The sequence below is a fragment of the Hamadaea tsunoensis DSM 44101 genome (assembly GCF_000428945.1).
GTDB lineage: Bacteria > Actinomycetota > Actinomycetes > Mycobacteriales > Micromonosporaceae > Hamadaea > Hamadaea tsunoensis.
The window spans coordinates 44,394-70,662 of sequence record NZ_AUAX01000035.1; the positions used below are offsets into that span (position 1 = coordinate 44,394).

Sequence of the window (26,269 nt, forward strand, 5' to 3'; positions counted from 1 at the left end):
TTCGCACATGGGGAGGCGTCCATGCTGTTGCGCATCAGGGTCGCGCTGCCTGATCGACCGGGGTCGCTCGGTCAGGTCGCGCGTACCCTCGGCGTCGCCGGGGCCGACATCGTCCAGGTCGTCGTGCTCGAACGGGCCGTCGGCCGGGCCGTGGACGACTTCACCGTCGTGTGGCCGAGCGGGGCGAGCGTACGCCGCCTGATGTCCGGTCTCGGTGCGATGCCCGGGGTCCGCGTCGACGGGGTCTGGCAGGCGATCGGCGCTCCCGTGCACGGCGGCAACGACGCCGAGCTGCTGGCCCAGGTCGCCGTGCACCCGAACGACGGCCTCGCCACCCTGGTCGACGCCGTTCCCGGGCTGCTGGCCGCCGAGTGGGCCGCCGTCCTGGTCGTGCCGGCCGACTGGGCGCTGCGCAGCGCCGGCGGACGCCGGATCGAGGCGGCCGAGCCCGCCGTCGTCCACGCGAGCTGGCGGGCGCCGGAGTCCCCGAAACTGCCGGCCGTGACCCCGTTGCGGGCGCGGGCGCTCAGCGGCCCCGACGGCACCCGGTACGCGGTCGCGCCCTTCGGCCGGGCCGGACTGGTGCTCGTCACGGCCCGGGGCGGGGAGATCAACACGTTGCCGGCCGAGCCGGAGCCGTTCTTCGGCGTACCGGTCGACGACCTGCCGCACCCGCCGGCCGCCGCCTTCCACACCTCCGAGGTGGACCGCCTGGCCCAGCTCGTCCGCGCGGCCGCTCTGGTGCTGGGCGACCGCCTGGACCTGGTGAGCGCGCCGCCGGTCCGGACGCCGGCTCCGCTGAGCTGACCTTGATCGTGATCCCGACCACAGAATCCGGACGATTTCCCCTGGTAACCGCCGTGTAATGGCGGAGGATCAGGCTCAGGAGGAGGCAGCGGAGCCGATATCCCGATCGTTCGGCAGGGGGCAGACATGTCGTTGTGGCGCGTACGGGCGACGGTGGACGACCGGCCCGGCTATCTGGCGGTGCTGGCGGCGAGCCTCGCACTGCGCTCGGTGAACATCCTCTCCGTCCAGGTGCACACCACCGAGGCGGGCGCGGTCGACGACTTCCTGGTCGACGCGCCGGCCGGGCTCAGCGAGGCCGACCTGATGGCCGCCGTCGAGAAGGGCCGGGGCCGCGACGCCTGGATCGGCCGCGCCGACGCGCACGGGCTGGTGGATCCGCCGACGCAGGCCCTCGGGCACGCGCTGCGGCTGGTGTCCAACCCGGAAGGGCTTGGCGACGTGCTCAAGGCCCTGCTCGACTGCGAGGTCTCCTGGCGGCCGGCCCGCGGCGCCGTGCACTTCCTGCCCGACGAGCTGGCGGTCACCGACCCCGCCGGCGGGATGCTGGTCCTCAACCGGCGCCACCCCGCGTTCACCCCCGCCGAGTACGCCCGGGCGCAGGCCCTGGCCGAGATCGCGGCCCAGGCCACGGCGGCCCAGCTCGTGCAGGCCAGCCTGCTCCTGCCGGACGGATCGGAGCTCAGCGTACGCGTGGCGCATTCGTCCGATGTGGAGGAGATCGTCGCCATGCACGGCCGGTGCTCGGCGGAGAGCCTCTACCGGCGGTACCTGACCGGGACCCGTGGTCCGACGGCGGAGCAGGTCGCCCGGCTCGTCGAGCCCCGCCGCGGCTGCTCCCTCGTCGCCGGTACGCCCGACGGCCGCGTGGTCGCGTTCGCGAACCTGCTCGGCGAGGGCGACCTGGCCGAGGCGGCCCTGCTCGTGCAGGACGGCTGGCAGGGGCGCGGTCTCGGAACGGCCCTGCTGCGCCGGCTCGTGGCGCTCGCCCGCCCGGCCGACATCGTGGCGATCGAGCTGCACACCCATGCCGACAACGCGGCGATGCTGCGTACCGTGCGGCGGTTGGGGGAGCCGGTCGCGTACGACCGGGACGGTTCGATCGTCACCGCGACGCTCGCGCTGGCCGGGGCGCGGCAACCTGCCTGACGCCCCGGCCGTCACGCGTTACCGGGCGGGCTCGTCCTCGGAGGACTTCGCCTGCGACGGCAGGGAGAGCTTGCCCTCGCCGAGGGCCCGCATGATCACCGCGGCCAGCCCGTCGAGGCTGGATCCGCCGGTGACGAGGACCTCCGGCACGATGTTGATGTTGCCTTCGGCGATCGCACCGGCCACCGCCACGAGGGCCGTCGGCATCTCGCCGATCGCGCTGGTCTGGGCCTCGAAGCCGGTCGCCCGGGCGACCCCCATGGCCTCGACCGCCTTCGCCTCGGCGAGACCGATCGCCTGGATCTTGTCCGCGTCGGCCTGACCGGTGAGCCGCGTGTACGCCGCGTCACCGCCGGCCTGCGCCTCGCGGGCCTTCGCCCGGTTGCCGTTGATCTCGACGGAGACCTGGGCGGCCGCGAGTTCCGCCTGCATGTCGGCGGTACCGCGGGCCTTCTCCATCTCGACGCGGGCGGTCTGGGCGAGCTGCTGCTCCTTGTACGTGGCGCGTTCCTGGTTGGCGATCTCGCGCCGGGTCAGCACCTCGACCAGCTCCGGCGGGAAGGTGACGTCCTGGATGTAGACGCCCTTCGTCTCGATCTCGTACCCGGCCAGGTAGCGGGTGACCACGCCGTGCGCGCTCTGCTGCACCTCCATGCGGGTCTCGATGAACTTGACCGCTTCGAGCTGCTGCAGGGTGTTGCGGAAGTGGTTGCCGACGGCGGACTGGAGCACCTCGTTCACGAGGTTCTTCATCGTGCCGACCATCGAGATCACCTTCGGCGCCCGCTGATCGGGGACGTGGATCTGCACCTGGAGGTCGATCGTGAAGACGAAGCCCTCCCGGCTCTTGCCCACGATCGGCTCCAGCCGGGCGTCCAGGTCGTGCGCCTGCGAACTGGCGTTGGCCCAGTTCAACGTCAGGATGAAGGTCGGGACCAACTCCGCTGAATAGATCCGGGGGTTGATCGCGTACTTGCCGGTGCGCAGGGGCTCCTGCCAGATGCCCCGGTGTCCCGGCCGGACGATGCTGCCGAATTTGAACTCCACGCCGGACGTGTCCAGCGTCGGCAGGCCCACGAAGGACTTGATCACCGCCACCTCGCCCTGGTTCACCACGAGCATCGCGACGAGCTCTACGCGTACCAGGAAAGGGTTGAGCAGGTAGGCCCCGTAGAGCAGGGGGTCGTGCTGCAGGCCGATGCGGCCGCCCTTGTCCAGGAAGGCCTGGAAGTCCTGGTAGTTGTTGTGCAGCTCGTTCTTGGAGCCGAGCAGGAGATCGATGATCTCGGCGTCCTGGGTCGCGGGCAGGGTCTCCAGCTGGGTGACGTCGTCGAAGCCGCCGAGGCGGCTGGCCAGGTCGCCGGAGTCGAGCGGCTCGCCCTCCAGGGCGGTCACGAGGCCGACCATGTCGACGTTGCCCTGCGGCGCGATGACGGTGACCTCGAGGTGCTCCGGGCGCAGCTTGAAGGCCGCGGGCGTGAGCTTGTTGTCGTGCGCGAGGGTGGCGAACTCGGGCGCCACGGGCAGGCCGAACACGCGGCGCGCGGTGAGCACGAGGAAGCCGACCGGGTGGATCGGCATCAGCGTGCCGGGCGGCAGCACGGGCCGCTGTACGCCCTTCTCGCCCGCGTTGCCGATGAAGCCCCGCAGGTCCGAGAAGTTCCCGAAGGACGGGTGGTAGAAGGCGCTCTTGGCGCCGATCGGCAGCGGGCGGCCCACCTGGGAGATGACCACGCCGATCTCGCCGGCCTGGATCTGCACCCACGGGTACTTCGTGACCGAGTAGACCGGCCACAGCTTGAACCGCGCGCCGGGCATCAGCAGGTCGGCCTGGTGGCCGGCCTCGCCGCGGAACGCGATCGGGTTGTCGTCGGGCAGCTTGCGCCCGAACTTCTTCGTCACCAGTCCGACCTGGGTCGGGCCGATCCGGTGCCAGGACTTGGCGACGAGAAGCAGGAAGATCAGGAGTACGCCTAGCGCCACGATGACGGCGACGCCCCCGAAAGCGATGTTCTCCAATGTGGCCTCCAGCCACGAGAAGGGTCGATCAAGACGCTAGACCCTGTCCGCAAGCGGATGTTCGCCGCCAGCACATCTGACCGCCATCGATGTGTCCGCCGGGTGCCGTACCAACAGCGCCATGACGCAGGCGATCAGCCCACCGACCCGCGCCGAGCAGCGCGTACAGCGTGTCGCGCATTTCACCGACACCTATCTGCCGCGGCGCGACGGGGTGGTGACGTCGCTGCGGACGTTGTGCCGGGAACTGGACGCCGACGGGTGCGCCACGGTCACCGTCGCCCCGCGCCACCGGGAGCAGCCGCCGTCCACCGACCTGCTCACGCTCCGCTCGGTGCCGTGCGGCGTGGCCGATCTGCGGCTCGGCGGCTGGCCCACCGCCGCCGCCCTCGAACGTGTCGCCCACCGGCGACCCGACCTCATCCACGTCCACACGCCCGGGCCCATGGGCCTGCTCGGCACGATCGTCGCGCGCCGGCTCGGCGTACCGCTGGTGCACAGCTATCACACCGACCTGTACGCGTACGCCGAGGCGTACCGGGTGCCGGCCAGGGCTCTGGAACTCGGCCTGCAGTACTACGCCCGGCATCTCGGCGCGCCGGGCCGGTGCGGCCAGGCGGGCGAGATCAGCCGCCGGCACCGGGCGCTGGACGGTCTGCACAAGCTGCTGCTGGGCCGGGCGGATGCCGTGATCGTCCCGACGCCGGCGGTGCTCGAACGGGCCCACCTGCCCGTCCCCGCCGAACGGATCTTCCTCGTCCCCGCCGGGGTCGCCGCGCGTCCGGTCACCCCCGCGGAGGTCGCCGCCTTCCGTACGCGCTGGGGCCTGCGCGAGGACGACGCCGTGGCCCTGTTCGTCGGCCGGGTCAACCGGGAGAAGGGCGTCGACCTGCTGATCTCCGCGTTCGCCCGGGTCGCCGCACGGGTGCCGGCGGCCCGGCTGCTCCTGATCGGAGCGGTCTACGAACCCCGCTGGGTACGCCGCCTGCTCGCCGCGGCCGGAGTGGAGTCCCGCGTGGTGATCACCGGTCAGCTGCCGCCGGAGGAGGTCGCGGCCGCGTACGCCTGCGCGCGCGTGTTCGCCTTCCCGTCCCTCACCGACACCCAGGGACTCGTGCTGCAGGAGGCGGCGCTGGCCGGCGTACCGTCGCTGCTCTGCGATCCACAGCTGCACCGGACCGGAGTGCTCGGCGAGACGGCTCTGCTGGCCCCGCCGCTCCCCGACGCGTACGCGGAGATGCTGACCGCGCTGCTCACGAGCCCGGGGACGGCCAAGGCGGCCGGGGCGCGGGCCCGGGAGCGCGCGATGCACCACACCCCCGCCCGGTACGCCGCCACGATGCGTGACGTCTACGCCTTCGCAGCGTCACGATGAGTGTCTATCATGGCCGCCAAGATCCGGTTTGGATCAGGTTTTCGCACGTAATCTTGGCCCAAGATTCGGGTGATTTCCCTGATCCAAACGGGATCTTGGGGGCGGGACCCGCGGGGTAGCGGTCAGGCGGTGACGAGGGAGAGGTGGGTGGGGGCGACCTCGATCGCGACGCGCTGGCCGAAGGCCAGGGTCAGCCGGTCGTCCTCGATGCCGTCCGCGAAGCAGACCAGCTGCTCGCCCTCGCTCGTCAGTTCCAGCCGCCGGCCGCTCTCGACCAGCCCGGCGGTCAGCGTGACGCCGGTCGCGGGGGAGGGCCAGGCCTCGCGGACGAACCAGGCGAGCTCGGCCTGCTCGGGCGCGGGCAGCGCGGGCGAACTGGCCCGCTCGCGGGCGATGGACGCGCACCAGCCGGTCGCGCCCGTACCCGTCCCGGCGATCACCCCGGACGACGACTGCCGCTCCCGGCGTCCGTCCGGTGTGGACAGGGCGTACCGGGCGGACTGGTGGCTGGTGTGGCCGAAGAAGATCTCGTTGAGCCCGGTGATCCGCTGGCCGTCGTCGAGGGTCGCCATCGCCATCGTCCGCCGCTGCACCGCCGCCCGCCCCGCCTGCACCGCCGGCAGCAGCCCCGCGACCTGCCCGGCCCGCAACGGCACGAGTACGCCGGCGTTGCGCCCCGGCTCCGGATCTACCCCGAGGACCGGCTGGCCGGACAGGTACTTGGCGACGTTGGCGACCAGCCCGTCGGGGCCGACGGCGACCACGATGTCCTCGGGCCCGAACAGGAACCGGGACAGGTCCGCCCGGCTGACCGAACCCCGCCGCCACGAGGCCGGAATGGCGGCGCTGACCGAGATCAGCGCCGCCTCCAGCGCGTCGTGCCGCACCTGCACCTCGTCGAGGCTGCGCTTGCGCTGCTTGAGGAAGTAGCCGGCGGCGGCGCGCGTACCGTGGCGGTCGAGGAGCTCCTCCAGCTCGCTGTGGCGCGACACGATCACCACCCGCGGCGCGAGCGAGCTGCTCATGTGTTCTTCGTACGCCGTTGCGCGGGCACCTCGCCACCGCCCGGGGCCAGCCGCTGCAGGAGATCGGTGACGACGTCCGGGGTGATCGTGAGGGCCTTGATGTCGGGCAGCTTCCCGGCGAACTCGCGCACGGTCACGGACTGCAGGACGGCATCCGGCAGGTCCCGGTACGCCGCGAGCCGCGCCGCCTCCTTCTCGGCTTCGGCGAGGCCGAGCGCGCGGACGGCGGCGGCCCGGGCGTCGGCGAGCACCTTCTCGCGTTCGGCCTGCCCGGCCGTGGCCAGCTTCTCCCGTTCGGACTGGCCCTGCGCCTCGGCGAGCTGCGCGGCCGCGTCCAGTTCGGCCTGCCGCCGGGCGTTGGCGCCGTGCTGCTCGACCAGCTGCTGCTCTCGCCGGGCGAGCTCGATCTTGTTCTGCAGCTCGTTCTCGGCGATCGCCCGCTCCTGCTCGACCGCCTGGGCGCGGCGGGCGTACGTGGCCCGGTCGGCGTCCGCCTGGACCGTCTCCCGGGTCGGCGTCTGCAGGGCCCGCTCCAGCTCCGGCTCGGGCCGGATGGCGACCACGCGCGCGCTGACGACGCGTACGCCGAGATCGGAGAGCCGGGCGTCCTCGGCGAGCGCGGCGGAGACGGCCTCGCGCACCGGCGAGATCCCCGCGGTGAGGGCCTCGGCGAGCGGGAGGCGGGCCAGCAGGTCGAGTGCGGGCTGCTGGGCGAGCTCCGCGAGCAGCGTGGCCACCTGGTCGAGCGGGCGGGCGGCCGCGGCGCCGGTGGCCGGGTTGATGGAGAAGTCGAGGCGCGAAGCGGCGGCCGCGGGGTCGGCGACGCGATAAGTGACCGTCGCCTGGACGGTGATGTCGCTGAAGTCGGCCGACCGCGCGTGGAACAGCAGCGGCAGCTCGCGGTCGTCGACGGGGACCTCGCTGAGCACGGCGGTCAGCGGCCGGTACCAGAAGGACAGGCCGACGCCCTCGCGCTTGACCCGGCCCTTGGCGTGGTGCCTGATCCAGGTGGTGGGGGTGCTGCGCAGGTGCCGAAGGAAGAACCGACGGGAGATGTCGGCCATGGGGGGAGTCCTTTCCTACGCTCTATGGGGGGTCTTCGCGTCCCCGGGAGTCTTCGCGGTACGGCGGGACAGCATTCCGGCGAGCCGGGAGAACACGATGATGAGCAGCCAGGAGAACTCGGCGTAGTCCGGCTTCGCGAAGGCGATCGGGATGGACAGCGCGAAGACGAACGCGGCCACCCCGGCGCCGACGATCATGTTGTGGCTGACGTGCGCCGGCGTACCCTTGCGCCACAGCTTCTGCCGGTTGGCGGTGATCACCATGAGGATGAGGGCCAGCGACCAGAGGATCATCGCGCTCGCGTAGAAGACCGGGCCGAGCGGGCCGCCGTTGTCGACGCTGAGCAGCCGCGTTCCGAACGGCACGACCACGATCGCGAACAGGCTCACCATGTTGAGGAAGACGAGCCGGCCGCTGAGCACGTTGATGCGCTGGAAGAACCGGTGGTGCTCCCACCAGAAGAACGAGATCACGGCGAAGCTGATGGCGAAGGACCGGTACTCGTCTCCTCCCGCCAGGAACTCCACCCACACCTCATGGGTGCTCTTGCCGAGGCCCTCGGGCACCGGCAGCTCCAGCGCCAGCAGCGTCAGCGCGATCGCGATCACGGCGTCGGAGAAGTAGATGGTCCGTTCGAGGCTGTGGCCCGGCTCGTCGAGGTCGGCGGTCGTTTCGGCGGTCGTCGTCACGGCGTCATTCTGCAATACGCCCGACAGTTGTGGGACTCGCCGGTCGCCCGCCGTCTACGCTCGCCCCCGGTTCCGCCCGGCCGGGCGGTCAGGCTCAGGGAGACTCCATGGCGGTCGTCAGGCGTACGGGCAACGTCGTACCACATCAGACAGCAGCGGCAGCACCCGCGACACCGGCGGCGTCGGACACCGCGGCGGCGCCGACCAAGCCCGCCCACCTGTGGGCCGTGGCGATCGGCGTCGGCTTCGTCGCGGCCGGCCTGCTCGGGGGGTACCTGATCTGGAACGGCATGCACGCCAACACCTTCCGCGCGACCAGCGAAGGATCCATCTTCGCCGCCCTGGTCGTCTTCACCGCCGCGGTCGAGCGGGTCATGGAGCCCTTCACCCGCTGGCTGCCCGGCAAGACCGCGCAGCAGAAACTGGACTGGGCGATCGCCGCGATGGAGAACGGCGTCGGCAGCGTCGTCAGCGCCGCGGACGCCAAGGCCGGGGCCGAGCAGGCCAAGGCGGACAAGGGCGTCATCGCCTGGGGCATCGCGACCGCGCTGGCCACGCTGTTCTCGGCGGGCAGCGGGTTCTACATGCTCCACATGATCGCGTCGAATCCGGACTGGAACGTGATCCCGCAGTGGCTGGACGCGCTGATCACCGGCCTGATCGTCGGCAGTGGAACCAAGCCCGTGCACGACCTGATCAGCCGCGTACAGCAGGCGAAGGACAAGGTCGCGGGCCTGTAGCTCCTTCTCTCCTCTCCCCCTCTTCCGGCGATCTTGCGCGAATGTTCGGGCCTGTCGGGCATTCCGGACGAATTTTGAGACATTCGTGCAAGATCGTCGGGAGCGGAGATCAGTTCTTGCGGGACCCCAGGAGCCAGCCCTTGCGGACGGGGCCGGATTCCGGGCCGCCGAGTTGCAGCCGTTCGGGGGTGATCACCGGCAGTTCTCCGGTCGGCTCGGACAGGCCGGGGACCGGCGGCCGGACGATCGGTGCTGCCCGGCGCTGGGCGGGGATGGCCGGCGTCGGGACCGGTGCCGTCGCCGACGCGTGGAACGGACAACGGCCCAGGTCGCGGGCTGTCTCGTCGAGGTAGAAGTTGGGGCGCTGGTCCGCTTCGGGGTAGTACCGGTGGAAGACCGGCGAGATCGAGCCCGACATCGGCGGCACGAGCCAGGTCCAGTCCCCGGGGACGGTACGCCCCGACCGTTCCTCGCGTTCGATGTGCGTCAGGAAGTGCCGGGACTCGGTGTGGTGGTCGGCGATCTTCACGCCGGCCTGCTCGAACGACCAGAGGACCGCGCGGTTGAGCTCGACCAGCGCCCGGTCCCGCCAGAGGGTCGTCTCGCGGCCGGTGTCGAGGCCGAGCCGGGCGGCGATGACCGGCAGCTGGTCGTAGCGGTCGGCGTCGGCGAGGTTGCGCGCGCCGATCTCGGTACCCATGTACCAGCCCGAGAACGGGGCGAGCGGATAGTGCACGCCGCCGATGGTCAGCCGCATGTTGGAGATCGCCGGTACGCCGTGCCACCGCAGCCCCAGCTCGGCGAACCACGGCAGGTCGGGGTGGCTGAGCGGCACTTCGAGGACGGCGTCCTCGGGCAGGTCGACGAGGTGGGGTTCCTGCCCGGGTTCCTGCAGGACGAGCGGCAGGATGTCGAACGAGCTGTGCTTGCCCCGCCAGCCGAGCTCCGACACCGCCTCGGTGAACTCCACGTACGCCTGGTCGCCGAGCCCGTCGCGGTAGCCGGCGTACCGGATGAGCTGCTCGTTCCACAGCACGGTACGCGGCCGCCCCGGCACGGCCTGCGGGAAGATCGAGATGACCGGCCGCAGGCGGCCCCGGTTCACGCCCCGGCCGGAAGCCATCAGCAGGTGCTCGACGAGGTGCTCGGCGGTGGCCTCGACGGTGGTGACCCCGCGCAGGTCGCGGACGACCAGACTGTTCCAGTAGAGCCGGCCGATGCACCGGCTCGCGTTGCGCCACGCCATCCGGGCACCGTGCGCCAGTTCCGCGCGGGTGTGCGCGTACGTGCCGAGGGCGGCGATCTGCTCGCGTACCTGCTCGATCCGGTGTGCCGCCTGGGCGTCCCCGCCGAGCTTGGGGTTCTCGGCGTACACCCGTTGCAGGAAGTCCGCTGCCTCGTCGGGATCGGTGGGCTCGTTGTGGAACTGGCTGAGGGGCGCATCACGATAGCCGGGGGGCGGGTTCATTCCGTCAGTTATTGGTGTGGCTTGATGCGGCGTGTCGGACATAATGTGCGACACGCGTGGGCCACACATGACCGAATGTCGATGCCGCTCGGACGGGGGAGCCCTTCCCGGTGACCGTCCGTCTAGGCGACGGCCTCCCGCACCGCCGGGCGCAGCGCGTACACGACACCGGTCGCGAGCAGGAACTGGGCCAGGATGTAGGTGGTCATCACCCAGATGTCCGACGGCCACAGCTGCGGCCGGTCGGCCAGTCCCATCGCGAGGATCGCGTCGGACACGACGAACAGCAGCCCGCCGAGGCCCGTACGCAGGCCGTAGCCGGCCGACGTCGCGCCGGTGGCGATCAGCAGCAGAGAGTAGGCCGCCACCGGGACGCGCAGACCCGCGTCCAGCCCCGGCCACAGCCACACGATCAGCAGCAGCCACACGACCAGGTAGGCCGCCGGGATCCACGGCCGCCTGCGCAGGCCCGCGAAGGCGCCGTTGCGCACGAAGTACGTCACGTAGCAGGCGTGCCCGACCGCGAAGCACCCCATGCCGACGATGAACCAGCCGTCGAAGCCCAGCGTGATGTCGCCCGCCGCGCCGAACAGCAGCGCCGCGACGATCGGCTTCGGCCCCCGCCGCGTCGCCACCCACAGCGCCAGCGTGGGCACCAGCACCCACTTCGTCAGCTGCTCCAGCCAGTGCGGCCCCGTTTCGAGCGAGACCAGATGAGCCAGACCCACCATGGCGTACGCGACGAGGATCATGCGTCTCCCTCCGAGCGGGACGGCTGCCAGCCCGGGCCGCCGAAGACACGGCCGAGGCGCTCACGCCAGGTCGTGGCGGCCTTCAGGTCACGGCCGATGGACGCGTACTCGTGCAGGGCCACGCGCAGCGGGTTGAAGGTGTCGATGTTCTTGGTCAGGCCGTAGACGGGCCGCTCGGTCTCCGGGGCGAACGAGCCGAAGAGCCGGTCCCAGACGATCAGGATGCCGCCGAAGTTGCGGTCCAGGTACCCGCCCTGCGAAGCATGGTGTACGCGGTGGTGCGACGGCGTGTTCAGCATGAACTCGAACGGCCGGGGCAGCCTGTCGATGCGCTCGGTGTGGATCCAGAACTGGTACACCAGGTTCACCGAACTGCAGAACGCCAGCACCGCCGGGTGTACGCCGAGCGCGATCATCGGCAGGTAGAACAGCCAGCTCGTGAAGCCGGTCCACGGCTGCCGGAGGGCGGTCGACAGGTTGAACCGCCGGCTGGAGTGGTGCACGACGTGCGACGCCCACAGCAGCCGGATGTTGTGGTGGCCCCGGTGCGACCAGTAGTAGAAGAAGTCCTGGGCCAGCAGGCACAGCAGGATCCACTGCCACTCGATCGGTACGCGTACCGGCGTGACCGTGTAGATCGCCGAGTACACGAGGGCCGGGATGATGCCCCAGAGCGTGTCGAAGAAGAGGCTGCCCAGGCCCATGGACAGGCTCGTGGCGGTGTCCTTGGCGCCGTAGCCGACCTCGTCCTCGTCCGGATGGAGCCGGTAGGAGATCGCCTCCAGCAGGGTGAGCAGGATGAACGCCGGGACGGACCACAGCACGACGTTGGGCAGCGCGGGCATGCGCGGGATACTAGCGAGTACTTTTCGCGTTAGGAAGAGGCTTCAAGTTCAAGATCTTTTATAAGATTTTGTCCCGGGTTTGTCGATCTCACGTCCGCTCCTCGCGCGGGAGACCGTTTACCCCCAACCCCTGCCCGGCCTTTGTCGCGACTGTCTGATGTGGCGGCTGGGTGGATCGGCTGGTCGGTGATCGTTCGCGGTGGGGATGTAGTTTCCGGGTCCATCCTCTCGATCCATTGCGGTTGGGATGTGGGTAGAGGCTGTTTTCCTGCATCCCGACCGCCGTGGATCTTGGAGATGGGGTGCGTTTTGACGTCTCAGCCGTTGTGGATCACGTCCACGCCGTCCCGCTGAGAGCCATAGTCCGTGATGCGGGAACGATCTTCCGCCAGGCGGGCACGGCGCACTGGCTCCTTGATCGTTTGCGGCTGGGGTGTAAATCCGGCCCGATCTGCATGATCAATTACGCGTCAGGTGTAGCAGGACCCGGTCAGCGCGCTCCAGAACCGTAAACGATCATGCATCGGGTGGCCGTTTCCACACCACAGCCGTAAACGATCACCCCACCGACCGCCGCCCCGCACCCATATCGGACAGTCGCGACAAAGCCAGAACCGGCCAGGGCGGATGGTGACCCCGATCCTCAAGATCGTCGACCGCGACCGCCGCAAGCCGGACAGTCAGGACAAGGGCTGGGCGGGGGTGGCGTTGGACGGTGACCGGACGACGGTGGACGATGCGTCGCCCCAGAAAGCTGGCAGTGGAGTCCCCGGAGCGCAGCGACAGGGGCGCAACGGTCTCCCGCGGGAGGGGCGGAAGTGAGATCGACGAACCCGGGACAAAAGAGCTTAAAAGATCTTGAATTTATTTAGGAGGTCTGAATTCCGTGTTCGACGCAGGTGGCGGTCCAGCCGGTCGGGACGACCTGGACTTTCATCCGGCGGCCGCAGTCGCCGCAGAACCGGGGCGGCTCCAGTTCCAGCGCCGCGCGGCACGCGTCGTGGGCGGCCGGCCCGTCGAGGGGCCGACCGCAGCGGGGGCAGACCGCGAGGCTCACCGGGTCGGTCACAGCGTCGCCGAGAGCGCCTTGACCGGCATCTTCAGCTCCTGCAGCAGCTGAAGATCGGCCGACGCCGGCCGGCCGAGGGTCGTCAGGTAGTTGCCGACGATGACCGCGTTGACGCCGCCGAGCAGGCCGTCCCGCGTACCCAGGTCGCCGAGGGTGATCTCGCGGCCGCCCGCGTACCGCAGGATGGTCTTGGGGAGGGCCAGGCGGAAGGCGGCGATGGCGCGCAGGGCGTCCTTGGGGTCCATGGTGGGCTGGTCGCCGAAGGGCGTGCCGGGGCGCGGGTTGAGGAAGTTGAGCGGGACCTCGTGCGGGTCGAGCTCGGCGAGCTGGACGGCGAACTCCGCGCGCTGCTCCAGGGTCTCGCCCATGCCGATGATGCCGCCGCAGCAGACCTCCATGCCGGAGTCGCGGACCATCTTCAGCGTGCCCCAGCGCTCCTCCCACGAGTGGGTGGTGACCACGTTGGGGAAGTAGGTGCGGCAGGTCTCGAGGTTGTGGTTGTAGCGGTGGACGCCCATCTCCACCAGCTCGTCGACCTGCTCCTGGCTGAGCATGCCGAGGCTCGCGGCGACGTTGATGTCGACCGCTTCCTTGATCGCCTTGACGCCCTCGCGCATCTGCGACATCAGCTTGGCGTCGGGGCCGCGGACGGCGGCGACGATGCAGAACTCGGATGCTCCGGTCGCGGCCGTCTGCTTCGCCGCCTCGACCAGCGAGGGGATGTCCAGCCAGACCGAGCGTACGGGGGAGGAGAAGAGGCCGGACTGCGAGCAGAAGTGGCAGTCCTCGGGGCAGCCGCCGGTCTTCAGCGAGACGATGCCCTCGACCTCGACCTCCGGGCCGCACCAGCGCATGCGCACCTCGTGGGCCAGCTCCAGCGCTTCCGTGACGCGCTCGTCGGGCAGTCGCAGGATCTCCAGTACGCCCGCCTCGTCGAGGCCGATGCCGCGCTCGAGCACCTGTTCACGGGCACGGTCGAGGACGTCGGTGTTCTCCGTAGCCATGATGCGTACCCTACAAGGTCGGTGGGACACCATCGTTGATCATGAGCTGGGGGTGGCGGGATGGGCTGGCTGGACACCCTCGCCCGGAAGGCGGAGCTGCGCGAGCGGGCCGGGCTGCGGCGGCGGCTGCGGACGCGTACGCGGGCCGATGACCTGGTCGACCTGGCCGGTAACGACTACCTCGGACTGGCCCGGCATCCGGAGGTCGTGGCGGCGGCCGCTGCCGCGCTGTCGGCGTACGGGCTGGGGGCCACGGGATCGCGGCTGGTACGCGGAACCACCGATCTGCACGCCGCGCTCGAAGCCGAGCTGGCCGACTGGACGGGTACGCCGACGGCCCTCGTCTACTCGTCCGGCTACCTGGCCAACCTGGGCGCGGTGAAGGCGCTGACCGGTCCGAACTCGGTGATCGTCGCGGACGCGTACGTGCACGCGAGCCTGATCGACGGCTGCCGCCTGGCCGGCGTCGAGACGGTCATGTTCCGGCACGGTGACGCCGCGGACGCGCGACGGCTGCTGGCCGGGCAGGCAGGCAAGAGAGCCCTCGTGCTGACCGAGTCGATCTTCTCGGTGGACGGCGATCTGGCGCCGCTGGCCGACCTGCACGCCGCTACGCGGGAACACGGCGGGATCATGCTGGTCGACGACGCGCACGGGCTCGGTGTCGTCGACGCCGTACGCCCTTTCGCCGCCGAGCCCGACGTGGTGGTCACGGCCACCCTGTCGAAGTCGCTGGGCGGGGCCGGCGGTGTCGTCGGCGGGCCGCCGGAGCTGGTCCGGCACCTGATCGACACCGGGCGCACGTTCATCTTCGACACCGCCCTGCCCCCGGCCCTCGCCGCCGGTACGCTCACCGCCGCACGGATCGCGCGTACGTCGCCCGGACTCGCGGCGGAGGTGCGGGAGCGGGCCGGACTCGGGTATGCGAGGCTCAGCGCGGCCGGGCTGACGGCTCGCCGGCCCGACGGCGGGGTGCTGTCGGTCGCGGCGCCGTCGGCCGAGCTGGCCGTCGAGTGGGCCGAGGCCTGCTTCGAGCGCGGGGTGGCGGTAGGGTGCTTCCGGCCACCGTCCACTCCGGACCACGTGTCGCGGCTGCGGCTGACGGTCAACGCCGGCGTACCGCGGGCGGTCTTCGAGGAAGCGCTGGAGAAAGTGGTAGAGGCAGCACCATGGACGCCCTGACGGGACCCGTTCTCATCACCGGCACGGACACCGGCGTCGGCAAGACCATCGTGACGGCGGCCATCGCGGCTTCCGCCACCGCCGCCGGCCTGCGGGTGGCCGTCGTCAAACCGGGGCAGACCGGCGTCGACCCCGCGTACGGCGAGGTCACCGACGAAGAGGTCATCGCCCGGCTGGCCGCGCCGGCGTCGACGCGTACGCTGGCCGCCTATCCGGATCCGCTGGCGCCGATCGCGGCCGCCCGGGTCGCCGGGATGGCGGCGCTCGACCTCTACACGGTCGTCGACACCGTCAAGCACGTCGCGACCGAGTACGACCTGGTGCTCGTGGAGGGAGCCGGCGGCCTGCTGGTCCCGATGGGCCCGCGCATCGCGGCGATGCCGGGCGGCGGGGCGTGGAACGTCGGCGACCTGGCCGTGAGCCTGGGCGCCCCGGCCGTGGTGGTCACCCGCGCCGGCCTCGGCACGCTCAACCACACCGCGCTCACCCTCGAAGCGCTGGAGCGCCGGGGGATCACCGGGCTGGTGGTGCTGGGCGCGTGGCCGGCCGACCTGGAACTGGTGCACCTGACCAATCTCGACGATCTGCCGGGGGACCTGCACGGGCTGCTGCCCGAGGGGGCGGGCACGATGGAACCGGGAGTGTTCCGGCGCAGCGCCCCGGGCTGGCTCACCGAGACCCTCTACGGCAGCTGCGACGACCCCCGCCTGCTGGCCGAACCCGAGGAGTAAGCCGCGGTTCTTGGCGAAAACGCCGGTTCAGGGCGTGAATTGCCATAATCTGCCTGATATGTGGCATTGGTTCAAGAGTTCGCTTCAGGCCCACCCTGAGCTGGCGATCTTCCTGACCCTGGCCCTGGGCTTCTTCATCGGCAAGCTGCGGATCAAGAGCGTCACCCTCGGATCGGTCACCGGTACGCTGCTCGCCGGCGTCCTCGTCGGGCAGCTGGAGATCCAGATTCCGGACCTGGTGAAGACGGTCGCCTTCATCGGCTTCCTGTTCGCCCTGGGCTACCGGGTCGGGCCGCAGTTCTTCGCGGCACTGCGCAAGGACGGCGTACCGCAGCTGGTGGTGGCGGTCATCGGAGCCGTGTTCGGGCTGCTGGTCGCGTACGTGATGGCGAAGATCATGGGCTACGGACCGGGCTGGGGAGCCGGGCTGCTCGCGGGCGGCCTGACCCAGTCGGCGGTCATCGGCGTGGCCACGGACGCGATCAACGGGTCGACCAGCATCCCCGACGACCAGAAGAAGACCTTCATCGACCAGATCCCGGTCGGGTACGCGGTCTGCTACCTGTTCGGCACGGCCGCCGCGGCGTACTTCCTGTCCCAGCTCGCACCCCGGATGCTGGGCACGAAGGATCTGGCGGGCGAGTGCGCCGAGATGGAGAAGAAGCTCGGCACCTTCCACGACCCGGACAGCCAGCCCGCGTACCGGCAGGTGGTCCGGCGGACGTACCAGGTGACGGCGGGCTCGGAGCTGGACGGCACGAGCGTGCGGGCCGAGGAGGCGCTGGCCGCCTCCCGGGGCCGGCGCATCTACCTGCAGCGCTACCGGCGCGGCGACGAGCTGGAGTTCACGACGCCGGACACGGTGCTGCGGGCCGGGGACGTCGTCACGGTGACCGCCAACCACAGCGACTTCATCCACGGCGAGATGACCGCGGTCGGTACGGAGATCGACGACGCGGAACTGCTCGGCTACGACGTCGAGACGATGGCGATCGTGCTGACCCGCAAGGAGCTCGTCGGCCGGAAGCTGGGCGACCTCGCGGAGGACGCGCTGGCCCGCAACCTCTTCGTGAAGCGGATCGTACGCGCCGGCGTGGAGATCCCCTTCGGGCTCACGACCGTGCTGCACCGGGGCGACGAGCTGACCGTCGAGGGCCCGAAGGAGCTGGTGGAGAAGGCGATCCCGGCGCTGGGCAAGCCGAACCGCAGCAGCGACGAGACGGACTACTCCTACATCGGCGCGGGCATCGTGCTCGGCGGGCTGATCGGCATACCGACGGTCGCCATCGCGGGTGCCCAGATCGGGCTCACCACCAGCGGCGGCGCCCTCATCATGGGGCTCGTCTTCGGCTGGCTGCGCGCGAAGTACCCGACCTTCGGGCGGTTCCCGCCGGCGGCGGAGTGGCTGATGGACACCGGCGGCCTGTGCATGTTCGTGGGCATCGTCGGCATCCAGTCCGGCCCGAACTTCATCTCCGGCGTCAAGTCCCAGGGCGTCGGCCTGCTCTTCGCCGGCCTCGTCGTCACCCTGCTGCCGATGTTCCTGACGCTGTTCCTCGGCAAGCTCGTCTACAAGTGGCCGACCGCGACCAACCTGGGCTCGACGGCCGGCGCGTTCACCACCACCGCGTCGATCGGCGCGATCTGCGACACCGCCAAGAGCCGCGTACCGGTGCTGGGCTACACGGTCCCGTACGCGATCGGCAACACGCTGCTCACCATCTGGGGCACGGTCATCGTCGCCCTTTTGTCCTGATCGGATCTTCACGCACCACATAGCCACGGGGGGAAAGCACCATGACCACGAGAGCCGAGCAGAAGCGACTGGAGGGTCTGAGCCCCTTCGAGCTGAAGAACTCGCTCATCGAGCTGGCCGACGAGAACGTCAAGCTCAACGCCATCACCATGCTCAACGCCGGCCGGGGCAACCCGAACTGGATCGCGACCGAGCCGCGGGAGGCGTTCTTCCTGCTCGGCCGGTTCGGCATCGCCGAGTCCCGGCTGGACTGGGACGAGTGGGACGGCGTCGGCGGCATGCCCCAGAAGAAGGGCATCGGGGGCCGGTTCGACGAGTTCATCCGGGCCAACGCCGGCCAGCCCGGCGCGGACATGCTGGGCCGCGCGATCGAGTACGGCGTCAAGAAGCTCGGCTTCGACAAGGACGCGTGGGTCTGGGAGCTGACCGACTCGGTCATCGGCGACCACTACCCCGAACCCGACCGGATGCTCTCGCACGTCGAGCGGGTCGTGCACGCGTACCTGGTGAAGGAGATGTGCGGCGGGCGGCAGCCGGACCAGCCCTTCGACCTGTACGCCGTCGAGGGCGGCACGGCCGCGATGTGCTACCTGTTCGACTCCGCCGTGATCAACGGCATCCTGAACAAGGGCGACACGATCGCGATCATGACGCCGATCTTCACGCCCTACCTGGAGATCCCGCATCTGGAGCGGTACCGGTTCGACGTGGTGGAGTTGCAGGCCTCCCGCTACGGCGAGGAGGGCTTCCACACGTGGCAGTACGACGAGGCCGAGATCGAGAAGCTGGCCGATCCGAAGATCAAGGCGGTGTTCCTGGTCAACCCGTCGAACCCGCCCTCGGTGGCGCTCGCGCAGAAGACCCGCGACCAGATCAAGCGGATCACCGAGACCAGCAACCCGGGCCTGACGATCATCACGGACGACGTCTACGGCACCTTCGTGGACGGCTTCGAGTCGCTCATGTCGGCGGTGCCGCGCAACACGATCGGCGTCTACTCGTTCAGCAAGTACTTCGGCTGCACCGGCTGGCGGCTCGGCGTGATCGCGGTCAACCGGGACAACATCTTCGAGGGCAAGCTGGCCAAGCTGCCGGCCCGGCGCAAGGCCGAGCTGAACGAGCGCTACAGCACGCTCTCGCTGGCGCCCGAGAAGATCAAGTTCATCGACCGGATCGTGGCCGACTCCCGGCAGGTGGCGCTCAACCACACGGCCGGCCTCTCCCTGCCGCAGCAGGTGCAGATGGCCATGTTCAGCCTGTTCGCCCTGCTCGACGAGCAGGACGACTACAAGCAGGTCTGCCAGACGATCATCATGCGGCGGATGCACGCCCTGACCAAGGGCATGGGCGTCACCCTGCCCCGCGATCCGGCCGCCGCGCACTACTACGTCGAGCTGGACCTGCTGAACTACGCGCGCCGCTGGATCAGCGCGGACTTCGCCGAGTGGCTCGAAGGCAGCTTCGAACCCGTGGACCCCGTGTTCCGGCTCGCCGAGAAGGGATCGGTCGTCCTGCTCAACGGCGGCGGCTTCGACGGTCCCGAGTGGAGCGTCCGGGTCAGCCTGGCCAATCTGCGCTATGAGGCGTACGAGCAGATCGGTTCGTGGCTGCGCGAGGTCATGGAGGGCTACTTCGCCGAGTTCCAGAAGTCCGGCAAGACGAAGCGCCCGCGGGCGGCGGCCAAGACGCCCGCGGGCGGCAAGGCGATGATGGCGGGCGGGATGGCCACGATGATCCAGCCGGCCAAGACGGTCGCCGGCAAGCCGCCGCGGAAGGCGGCCGCGAAGACCGCCGCGACCCGGCCGGCCACGAAGGGGGCCGCGAAGTCGGCCCCGGCGCGGAAGGCACCCACGACCAAGACCGCGACCACGGCCGGTGCCAAGACCGGGGCCAGGACGGCGGCCAAGACCCCGACCAAGACCGCGGCCAGGGCTGGGGCGACGGCCACGAAGAGCGCGGCGAAGGCCACCAAGGCCGCGGCGAAGGTGCCCGCGAAGAAGGTGCTCGCGGCCAAGGCTCCCGCGAAGAAGACCATGGTGACCGCGTCTCCCGCCAAGAAGACGGCCGCCGCCAGGAAGGCTGCACCGGCCAAGAAGACGGCACCGGCCAACAAGACGGCACCGGCCAAGAAGGCCGCCCCGATGAAGAAGGCCGTGGCCAAGACGACGGCGAAGAAGACCGCGGCGAAGAAGGCGGTGGCCAAGAAGCGATGAAGGACTGGCTGACTGACCTCCTGAACTCGGTCGAGGGCCTGGTCCTCTTCGTCTGCCTGGCCCTCGGCTTCGCCCTGGGCAAGGTCAGGTTCTGGAAGATCTCCCTCGGCGGCGTCGCCGGTACGCTGATCGTCGCGATCTTCGTCGGCATGCTCGGCGTGACCCTCAACAGCCAGGTGAAGAACATCGCGTTCGCCATGTTCATCTTCACGCTGGGGTACATGTCGGGGCCTTCGTTCTTCGCGAGCCTCAACAGGGCGAGCCTGCGCTACGGCATCTTCACGGCGATCGAGGTGGTGACGATCCTCGTGGTCGTCGCCATCGCGACCGTGGTCCTCAACCTCGACCAGGGCACCGCGGCGGGTCTGCTCGCCGGTGGTGCGACCGAATCGGCGGTGGTGGGTACCGCGACCGATGCGATCGGCAAGCTCGACCTGCCACCCGATCAGATCAAGCTGTTGCAGGCCAACGTCGGTACGGCGTACTCGATCTCCTACATCATGGGCCTGATCACGATCGTGCTGCTGACGAGCCAGTTCGCGCCGGCCATCATGAAGATCAATCTGCGCGAGGAGGCCGACAAGCTGTGGAAGAAGCTCGGCGGCGGATCGGGGGACGAGGAGGGCGCCGCCCAGGCGCTGCCGGAGATCGTCGGCCGGGCGCACGAGGTGACCGTCGCGGCCGGCCGGACCGTCGGGCAGGTCGAGTCCTCGCTCGGCGACGTCGTCGCGGTGGAACAGGTGCGGCGCGGCGGCGAGACGGTCGAGTTCACCGAGACGACACCGCTGGAGGCGGGCGACGTCATCCTGCTCAACGGCCGCCGCGAGTACCTGCTCGACGGCGACACGATCGTGGGACCGGAGCGGGCCGAGATCGCCGGGATGGACATCGACCTCGACGTGCAGGACGTGATCCTGACGACCAAGGGCTACGGCGGGCAGACGCTCGGCGACATCCGGGAGGCCATTCCCCGCGACGAGCGGCACGGCGTCTTCCTGACGAAGATCACCCGGCTCGACCACGTGCTCCCGATCCAGAACGGTACGCAGATCAACGAGGGGGACACGCTCACGTTCAGCGGCCGCAAGCGGGACCTGAACAAGTTCGTGCCGCGGGTGGGCTTCAAGATCGATCCGACCGTGAAGATGGACGTCATCTTCATCTCGATCGGCATCATCGTCGGCATGCTCATCGGCAAGATCGAGGTGCCGCTCGGCTCGATCCCGCTCTCGCTGGGCACCGGCGGCGGCTGCCTGCTGTCCGGCCTGGCGTTCGGCTGGCTGCGGGCCCGCAACCCGCGTTACGGCCAGTACCACCCGGCGGCGGCCCAGGTCGTCAAGGACCTCGGCCTGGCCACGTTCATCTGCGCGGTCGGGCTCTCGTCCGGCCCGGAGGCGGTCGACCTGATCAAGAAGTACGGCATCTCGCTGCCGATCGCCGGCATCCTGGTCACGCTGATCCCGGCGACGATCTCGCTCTTCGTGGCCTGGAAGCTGATGAAGCTGCCCGCGCCGCTCACCCTGGGCGCCGTCGCCGGCCAGCAGTGCTCGACCCCGGCCGCCACGGCGGTCCAGCAGGCGGCGGGCAACGCCACGCCGCTCATGAGCTACACCATCGTGTACGCGTTGTCCAATGTGGTGCTCCCGTTGCTCGGCCCGATCGTCGTGGCCATGACGGGCGCCCTCAACTGACCGACCCGCACCGACCGATGATCCCGTTTGGATCAGGGAAATCACCCGAATCATGGGCCAAGATTCGGGTGAGAACCCTGATCCAAACGGGATCTTGGGGTCGCGGGCGACGGGCCGACCGGCCGACGGGCGGGTGGGTCAGGACGCGCGGATCTTGTCGAAGTCGCCGCGTACCTCCTCGGGGAGGCGGCCCTCGGTCGGCAGCCCGGCGGTGTCGCCGATCTTGTCGACGTCCACCTCCACGTCGATCTCCGCGCTGAACTCGGTGTCGTCGAGGATCTCGGTCCGGCCGTGCCGGCGCCTGCGGTGGATCGCGTACCCGGTTCCGGCGGCCACGGCGAGCACCCCGGCCGCCAGGGCCACCGTGCGTTTCGTGGATGTGCGCATGGCAAGGCTCCTTCGTATAGACGGAACCCCAGGTCAAGCCAACGCTAGCGCTTCGCGATGACGAAAGCGTCGGGCATGCGGAAACTGAGGTTGTCCGGGCACCACGGCTCGTGCAGCACGGTCACGTTCCGCAGCAGGGCCGCGGCCTCCGCGACCACCACGGCGGATTCCATGCGGGACAACTGCGCGCCGACGCAGCGGTGGGCGCCCGCGCCGAACGCGAGGTGCCGCCGGGAGCCCCGCTGGCCGGGCTCGAAGGCGTGGGGATGGTCGGTGACCGCCGGATCGCGGCCGGCCTCGGACAGCCAGAGCACGATCGAGGTGCCGCGGGCGACGGGGACGTCCCCGATCGTCGTGTCGGCGGCGGCCACCCGGCGCCAGGTCGTGATCGGCGGGACCAGCCGCAGGCCCTCCTCAACCACGTCGTCTACATCAATCGAACCCCGCGCCAGTCCGGCCAGGATCGCGGGTTCGCGGGTCAGCCGGTGCAGCAGCAGCGTCAGGAACTGCGACGTGGTCTCCTGCCCGGCGACCAGCAGGAAGAACAGTGCGCCGACGACGAGGTCCGGGTCGCCGAGCTCGCGCAGCTCCGCGATCATCCCGCCGGCCGTGGCCGCGTGCTTGCGCAGCACCTCGTGGTACGCGCCGACCACCCCGGCCAGGTCCAGCTGCCGCTCCCGGGAGACGGGCGCCCAGAACAGCTCCAGGGCCGCCCGGGAGAACTCCTTGACGACGGCCATGTCGGTGTCGGGCAGGTCGACCAGCCGGGCCAGCACGAGCAGGGGGAGGTCGGCGGTCAGATCGGCGTAGAGGTCGACCGGTTCCCCGGCCCGCAGGCGGGCGGCGAGTACGCCGATCCGGCGCCGGACCACGCCGGTGAGCCAATCCCGCTGCGCCGCGACGCGTACGGGATGAAGTGCCTGGGCGGTGATCCGCCGGATCCCGGGATGCGACGGCGTGCCGTTGTTGGCGAGGGTCGGCGGGAGCCGGAAGCCGTGCCGGGCCAGGACGCGCAGCGCGGCGACCGGGATCGGCGTGACCGCGTCGAGGGCGTTGTCCGGTGCGAAGGTGACCGGGTCGGCGAGGACTGCCTTGACCAGGGCGTGCTCCGCGACCACCACGTGGGTGTGCCCGGTGTGGTCGACCTGGGCCGAGACGCCGGTCCCGGACTCCTCCCACGGACGAAACAGCACGTCGCCGAGCGTATCCGGGCGACGCGTTGACAGCCGCACCGACCACCGGGTGTACTGACTCGCCGATCAGGAAAGGGGTGCCGGATGAGCCTGCCCACCGAGCTGGTTCCACTGACCGACACCCAGCGTGACCTGCTGGATCTGTGCAGTGACTTCGGTACGCGCGAGATCCGTCCCCGCGCGAGGGCCGTCGACGAGGCGGACACCGAGACGCCGTGGGATCTCTGGCGGGCGGCGGCCGTGGCCGGGATCACGGACTTCATGCTCCCGGCGGAGCTGGGCGGGGGCGGTTGCACCGACGTGTTCACCCAGTGCCTCGTGCAGGAGGAACTGGGCTTCGCCGACGCCGCCATCGGCAACCTGCTCACCGCCAACGGCTTCTTCGCCGACCCCGTCCTCGAACTCGGTACGCCGGACCAGCGGGAGCGCTGGCTGCGCCCGTTGACGGGGGCGGACCCGCCGATGACCGCGCTGGCCGTGACCGAGCCCGGCACCGGCTCGGACGCCGCCGCGATCACGACGCGGGCGGACCGCGTACCGGGCGGGTATCGGCTCACCGGGCAGAAGGCGTGGATCTCCAACGGCGGCGTGGCCGAGTTCTACGTGATCTTCGCGACGGTCGCGCCCGGCACCCGGTCGAAGGGCGTCACGGCCTTCCTGGCCCGCAAGGACGCGCTGGAGTTCGGGGCGCCGATGCGCAAGATGGGCCAGCGGGCGATCGTCAACACCGAGATCTTCCTCGACGGCGTCTACGTCCCCGACGAGGACCGGCTCGGCGCCGAGGGCCAGGGCTTCGCCGGGCTGATGCGGACGTTCGACATCTCCCGCACGGTCCTCGCGGCCTCGGCCACCGGGCTCGCCCGCGCCTGCCTCGACCTCGCCACGGGCTACGCCCGCGAGCGCGCCGCGTTCGGCAAGCCGATCATCGAGCACCAGGCCGTCGCCTTCCGGCTCGCCGACATGGCCACCCGGATCGAGGCCGCCCGGCTGCTGGTCTGGCGGGCCGCCCGGCGCCTCGACGCGGGCCTGCCGAGCACCACCGAGGCGGCCATGGCCAAGCTCACCGCCAGCGAGACCGCGATGTTCTGCTCGTGGGCGGCCGTGCAGACGCTCGGCGGCTGGGGCTACTCCCGCGAGTTCCTCGCCGAGAAGTGGATGCGCGACGCGAAGCTGGAGGAGATCGAGGAGGGCACCTCCGACATCCAGCGCCTCGTGATCGCCCGCGGCCTGCGATGAGGTCGCTCTTCGCGCCCGCGTCGATCGCCGTCTTCGGCGCTTCCTCCCGCGTGGGAAGCTGGGGTCGCCAGCTCGCCCAGGGCGCCCTGGGATCCGGCCGTCCGGTTCAGCTCGTCGGCCGCTCACTGTCGCTGTCGGACGCCGTCGAACTCGCGGTGATCGCGGTGCCGGCACCCTCCTTCGAGGCCGCCGTCGACTGCGCCCTGGCCGCCGGTGCGAAGGCTCTCATCGGCATCACCGCCGGCGCCGTCGTGTCTCCTTCTCTCCTTGCCCGGGTACGCGAGGCGGGGGCGGTCCTGCTCGGTCCCAACTGTCTCGGTGTCTTCGATTCCGTCGAGCGGCTGAGTCTGGTGTGGGGATCGCTGCCAGCCGGGGACATCGCATTGTTCTCCCAGAGCGGCAATCTCGCCTTGGAGATCGGCGCGTTGGCCGGTCGCGGCGGGCTGGGCTTCCGCCGGTTCGCCTCGCTGGGGGACTGCGTCGATCTGCGGGCGGCCGACCTGCTGGGGCACCACGGCGACGCGCGCGTGGTCGCCCTCTATCTTGAGGACTTCTCCGACGGCCGGGCGCTCATGGCGGGCTGCGCGTCGCTAGTGGACAGCGGGATTCCCGTGGTGCTGCTGGCGGGCGGGCGTTCGCGGGCCGGGGCGGCGGCCGCCGGGTCGCACACCGGCGCGCTGTCGTCGGACCACGCCGTGCTCGCGTCGGTGTGCCGCGACGCCGGGGTCCGCCTCGTGCGTACGCCGACCGAGCTGGTCGAGGCCTGCCGGGCCCGGTCGCTGCCCGGCCCGGTACGCCGGCTCGGGATCGTCGCGGACGGCGGCGGCCACGGGATCGTGGCGGCGGACCTCGCCGAGGAAGCCGGCCTGGAGGTCCCCGTGCCGCCGGTGGACCTGGCCGGGTCCGGCGAGAAGGACCTGCACAACTACGCCCGGGCGGTGTCGGACCTGGCCGCCTCCGGTGCCGTGGACGGCGTCCTGCTGACCGGATACTTCGGCGGGTACGCGACCGACGAGCCCACCCTCGCCGCGACCGAGGCCGCCGTGGCCGACGAGCTGGCGGCGGTACGCGTACCGCTGTTCGTGCACAGCTTCGCCGGCCGTTCCGCCACCGTGGAGCGTCTCGAACGGGCGGGCGTACCGGTGTGGCCGGCCGCCGAGCACGCCCTGGCCGCCGTCTCCTGCGCCGGTACGCGTTCCCGGCGCGTACCCGGGCCGTTGCCGCGTCCGTCCGCTGTGGACGATCTGCCGCCGGGTGACGCGTACCTGTCGGGCCGGGCGCTGCTGCCCGACGTCGAGTTCCCGCGCGCCGCGGAGGTACGCGACGTCACCGGGGCGCTGGCCGCGGCCGGGCGGATCGGCTATCCCGTGGTCCTCAAGGCGCTGGGCCGGGCGCACAAGTCCGACGACGGCGGCGTGGCGCTCGACGTCCGGTCGTCGGCCGCGCTCATCGCCGCCTTCGCGAACCTCCCGGCGGCCCCCTCGTACGCCGTCGAGCAGCAGATCGACCGGTCCACCGGGATCGAGATGATCGTCGGCGGCCGCCGCGACCCGTCGTTCGGCCCCGTCGTGCTGGCCGGCCCCGGCGGCGTACGCGCGGAGCTGACCGGCGGCGCGGCCGTCGCGTGGGCGCCCGTCGATGAACCGGCGGCGCTGGCACTGGTCAGGGCATCGGGTGTTGGGCCACTCTTGGACGGATATCGCGGTCTGCCGGCCCTCGCCGCGGAAGGGCTGGCGGCGCTGATCGTCGCGGTCGGCCGGGCGTTCGTCGACCGGCCGCGGCTGGGCGTACTGGAGCTCAATCCGGTTCTGGTGACCGAGCGGGGGGTTACCGCGCTCGATTGCCACTGGGAGAATTTCTCATGATCAGAACC

At 70.7% G+C, this 26,269-nt stretch carries 22 protein-coding genes; 11 read left to right on the forward strand and 11 right to left on the reverse strand.

Annotation, left to right across the window (positions count from 1 at the left end):
• Positions 1–21 precede the first annotated feature (21 nt).
• Together G401_RS0134395 and G401_RS0134400 are read left to right on the forward strand one after the other, a co-directional pair.
• On the forward strand, positions 22–807 hold the full coding sequence (locus G401_RS0134395) for an ACT domain-containing protein (RefSeq protein WP_027346064.1): 786 nt from the start codon (positions 22–24) through the stop codon (positions 805–807).
• 126 nt (positions 808–933) lie between these two features.
• Entirely contained in the window at positions 934–1,956 is a 1,023-nt protein-coding gene (locus G401_RS0134400) for a GNAT family N-acetyltransferase (RefSeq protein WP_027346065.1), read from the forward strand.
• Positions 1,957–1,974: 18 nt separating this feature from the next.
• On the opposite strand, the gene G401_RS0134405 is transcribed toward G401_RS0134400, so the two are convergent.
• Positions 1,975–3,975, reverse strand: a complete 2,001-nt coding sequence (locus tag G401_RS0134405) for an SPFH domain-containing protein (RefSeq protein ID WP_027346066.1) — start codon at positions 3,973–3,975, stop codon at positions 1,975–1,977.
• A 121-nt stretch (positions 3,976–4,096) separates the two neighbouring features.
• Between G401_RS0134405 and G401_RS0134410 the strand changes: the two genes are divergently transcribed.
• Complete coding sequence (locus tag G401_RS0134410) at positions 4,097–5,350, forward strand: glycosyltransferase (RefSeq protein WP_157546689.1); 1,254 nt, start codon at positions 4,097–4,099, stop codon at positions 5,348–5,350.
• Positions 5,351–5,472: 122 nt separating this feature from the next.
• Here G401_RS0134410 and G401_RS0134415 read toward each other — a convergent pair whose 3' ends face one another.
• Genes G401_RS0134415 through G401_RS50390 form a run of 3 tightly spaced genes read right to left on the reverse strand, consistent with a single transcriptional unit; the run spans position 5,473 to position 8,129 of the window.
• Positions 5,473–6,375, reverse strand: coding sequence for a diacylglycerol kinase catalytic domain-containing protein (locus G401_RS0134415; RefSeq protein ID WP_027346068.1), 903 nt, complete (start codon positions 6,373–6,375; stop codon positions 5,473–5,475).
• Positions 6,372–7,439: an SPFH domain-containing protein gene (locus G401_RS50385; protein WP_051367571.1), complete on the reverse strand. Its 1,068-nt coding sequence runs from the start codon at positions 7,437–7,439 to the stop codon at positions 6,372–6,374. Before G401_RS50385 ends, G401_RS0134415 begins: the two co-directional genes overlap by 4 nt.
• A 15-nt stretch (positions 7,440–7,454) precedes the next feature.
• Entirely contained in the window at positions 7,455–8,129 is a 675-nt protein-coding gene (locus G401_RS50390) for a TMEM175 family protein (RefSeq protein ID WP_051367573.1), read from the reverse strand.
• A gap of 107 nt (positions 8,130–8,236) precedes the next feature.
• Between G401_RS50390 and G401_RS0134430 the strand changes: the two genes are divergently transcribed.
• Positions 8,237–8,869 (forward strand): hypothetical protein, encoded by a 633-nt coding sequence (locus G401_RS0134430; protein WP_027346069.1) that lies wholly within the window; start codon positions 8,237–8,239, stop codon positions 8,867–8,869.
• A 109-nt stretch (positions 8,870–8,978) separates the two neighbouring features.
• On the opposite strand, the gene G401_RS50395 is transcribed toward G401_RS0134430, so the two are convergent.
• The 5 genes from G401_RS50395 to bioB all read right to left on the reverse strand — a co-directional run bounded on the left by G401_RS50395 (position 8,979) and on the right by bioB (position 14,007).
• The gene (locus G401_RS50395; RefSeq protein ID WP_064741924.1) at positions 8,979–10,337 is read right to left on the reverse strand and encodes a nitric oxide synthase oxygenase; all 1,359 of its coding nucleotides are present in this window, start codon (positions 10,335–10,337) and stop codon (positions 8,979–8,981) included.
• A gap of 122 nt (positions 10,338–10,459) precedes the next feature.
• On the reverse strand, positions 10,460–11,089 hold the full coding sequence (locus tag G401_RS0134440) for a lysoplasmalogenase (RefSeq protein WP_027346070.1): 630 nt from the start codon (positions 11,087–11,089) through the stop codon (positions 10,460–10,462).
• Positions 11,086–11,934, reverse strand: a complete 849-nt coding sequence (locus G401_RS0134445; RefSeq protein WP_027346071.1) for a sterol desaturase family protein — start codon at positions 11,932–11,934, stop codon at positions 11,086–11,088. Before G401_RS0134445 ends, G401_RS0134440 begins: the two co-directional genes overlap by 4 nt.
• An 868-nt stretch (positions 11,935–12,802) precedes the next feature.
• On the reverse strand, positions 12,803–13,003 hold the full coding sequence (bsaP, locus tag G401_RS0134450; RefSeq protein WP_027346072.1) for a biotin synthase auxiliary protein BsaP: 201 nt from the start codon (positions 13,001–13,003) through the stop codon (positions 12,803–12,805).
• On the reverse strand, positions 13,000–14,007 hold the full coding sequence (gene bioB / locus G401_RS0134455; RefSeq protein WP_034593991.1) for a biotin synthase BioB: 1,008 nt from the start codon (positions 14,005–14,007) through the stop codon (positions 13,000–13,002). The genes bsaP and bioB overlap by 4 nt, the downstream gene beginning before the upstream one ends.
• Before the next feature lie 60 nt (positions 14,008–14,067).
• Here bioB and G401_RS0134460 point away from each other — a divergent pair, with 60 nt between their 5' ends.
• From G401_RS0134460 to aspT (G401_RS0134480), 5 genes are read left to right on the forward strand one after another with little or no spacing between them, the layout of a single operon-like run.
• Positions 14,068–15,189: an 8-amino-7-oxononanoate synthase gene (locus G401_RS0134460; RefSeq protein ID WP_027346074.1), complete on the forward strand. Its 1,122-nt coding sequence runs from the start codon at positions 14,068–14,070 to the stop codon at positions 15,187–15,189.
• Positions 15,177–15,920 (forward strand): dethiobiotin synthase, encoded by a 744-nt coding sequence (gene bioD, locus G401_RS0134465; RefSeq protein WP_027346075.1) that lies wholly within the window; start codon positions 15,177–15,179, stop codon positions 15,918–15,920. The genes G401_RS0134460 and bioD overlap by 13 nt, the downstream gene beginning before the upstream one ends.
• Positions 15,921–15,978: 58 nt before the next feature.
• Positions 15,979–17,676, forward strand: a complete 1,698-nt coding sequence (gene aspT, locus G401_RS0134470) for an aspartate-alanine antiporter (RefSeq protein WP_027346076.1) — start codon at positions 15,979–15,981, stop codon at positions 17,674–17,676.
• Between the two features lie 41 nt (positions 17,677–17,717).
• Positions 17,718–19,889, forward strand: a complete 2,172-nt coding sequence (locus G401_RS50405; RefSeq protein WP_064741925.1) for a bifunctional aspartate transaminase/aspartate 4-decarboxylase — start codon at positions 17,718–17,720, stop codon at positions 19,887–19,889.
• Positions 19,886–21,580 carry an aspartate-alanine antiporter gene (gene aspT, locus G401_RS0134480; protein ID WP_027346077.1) on the forward strand — a complete coding sequence of 565 codons (1,695 nt, stop codon included), beginning with the start codon at positions 19,886–19,888 and terminating at the stop codon, positions 21,578–21,580. Before G401_RS50405 ends, aspT (G401_RS0134480) begins: the two co-directional genes overlap by 4 nt.
• Before the next feature lie 138 nt (positions 21,581–21,718).
• On the opposite strand, the gene G401_RS0134485 is transcribed toward aspT (G401_RS0134480), so the two are convergent.
• Together G401_RS0134485 and G401_RS0134490 are read right to left on the reverse strand one after the other, a co-directional pair.
• Positions 21,719–21,967, reverse strand: a complete 249-nt coding sequence (locus G401_RS0134485; RefSeq protein ID WP_027346078.1) for a hypothetical protein — start codon at positions 21,965–21,967, stop codon at positions 21,719–21,721.
• Between the two features lie 44 nt (positions 21,968–22,011).
• Positions 22,012–23,160: a cytochrome P450 gene (locus G401_RS0134490; RefSeq protein WP_034593992.1), complete on the reverse strand. Its 1,149-nt coding sequence runs from the start codon at positions 23,158–23,160 to the stop codon at positions 22,012–22,014.
• A gap of 84 nt (positions 23,161–23,244) precedes the next feature.
• Between G401_RS0134490 and G401_RS0134495 the strand changes: the two genes are divergently transcribed.
• Together G401_RS0134495 and G401_RS0134500 are read left to right on the forward strand one after the other, a co-directional pair.
• A complete protein-coding gene (locus G401_RS0134495) occupies positions 23,245–24,396 on the forward strand; it encodes an acyl-CoA dehydrogenase family protein (protein ID WP_027346080.1) in 1,152 nt (383 codons plus the stop codon).
• Positions 24,393–26,261 carry an acetate--CoA ligase family protein gene (locus G401_RS0134500; RefSeq protein WP_027346081.1) on the forward strand — a complete coding sequence of 623 codons (1,869 nt, stop codon included), beginning with the start codon at positions 24,393–24,395 and terminating at the stop codon, positions 26,259–26,261. Before G401_RS0134495 ends, G401_RS0134500 begins: the two co-directional genes overlap by 4 nt.
• Positions 26,262–26,269: the final 8 nt, after the last annotated feature.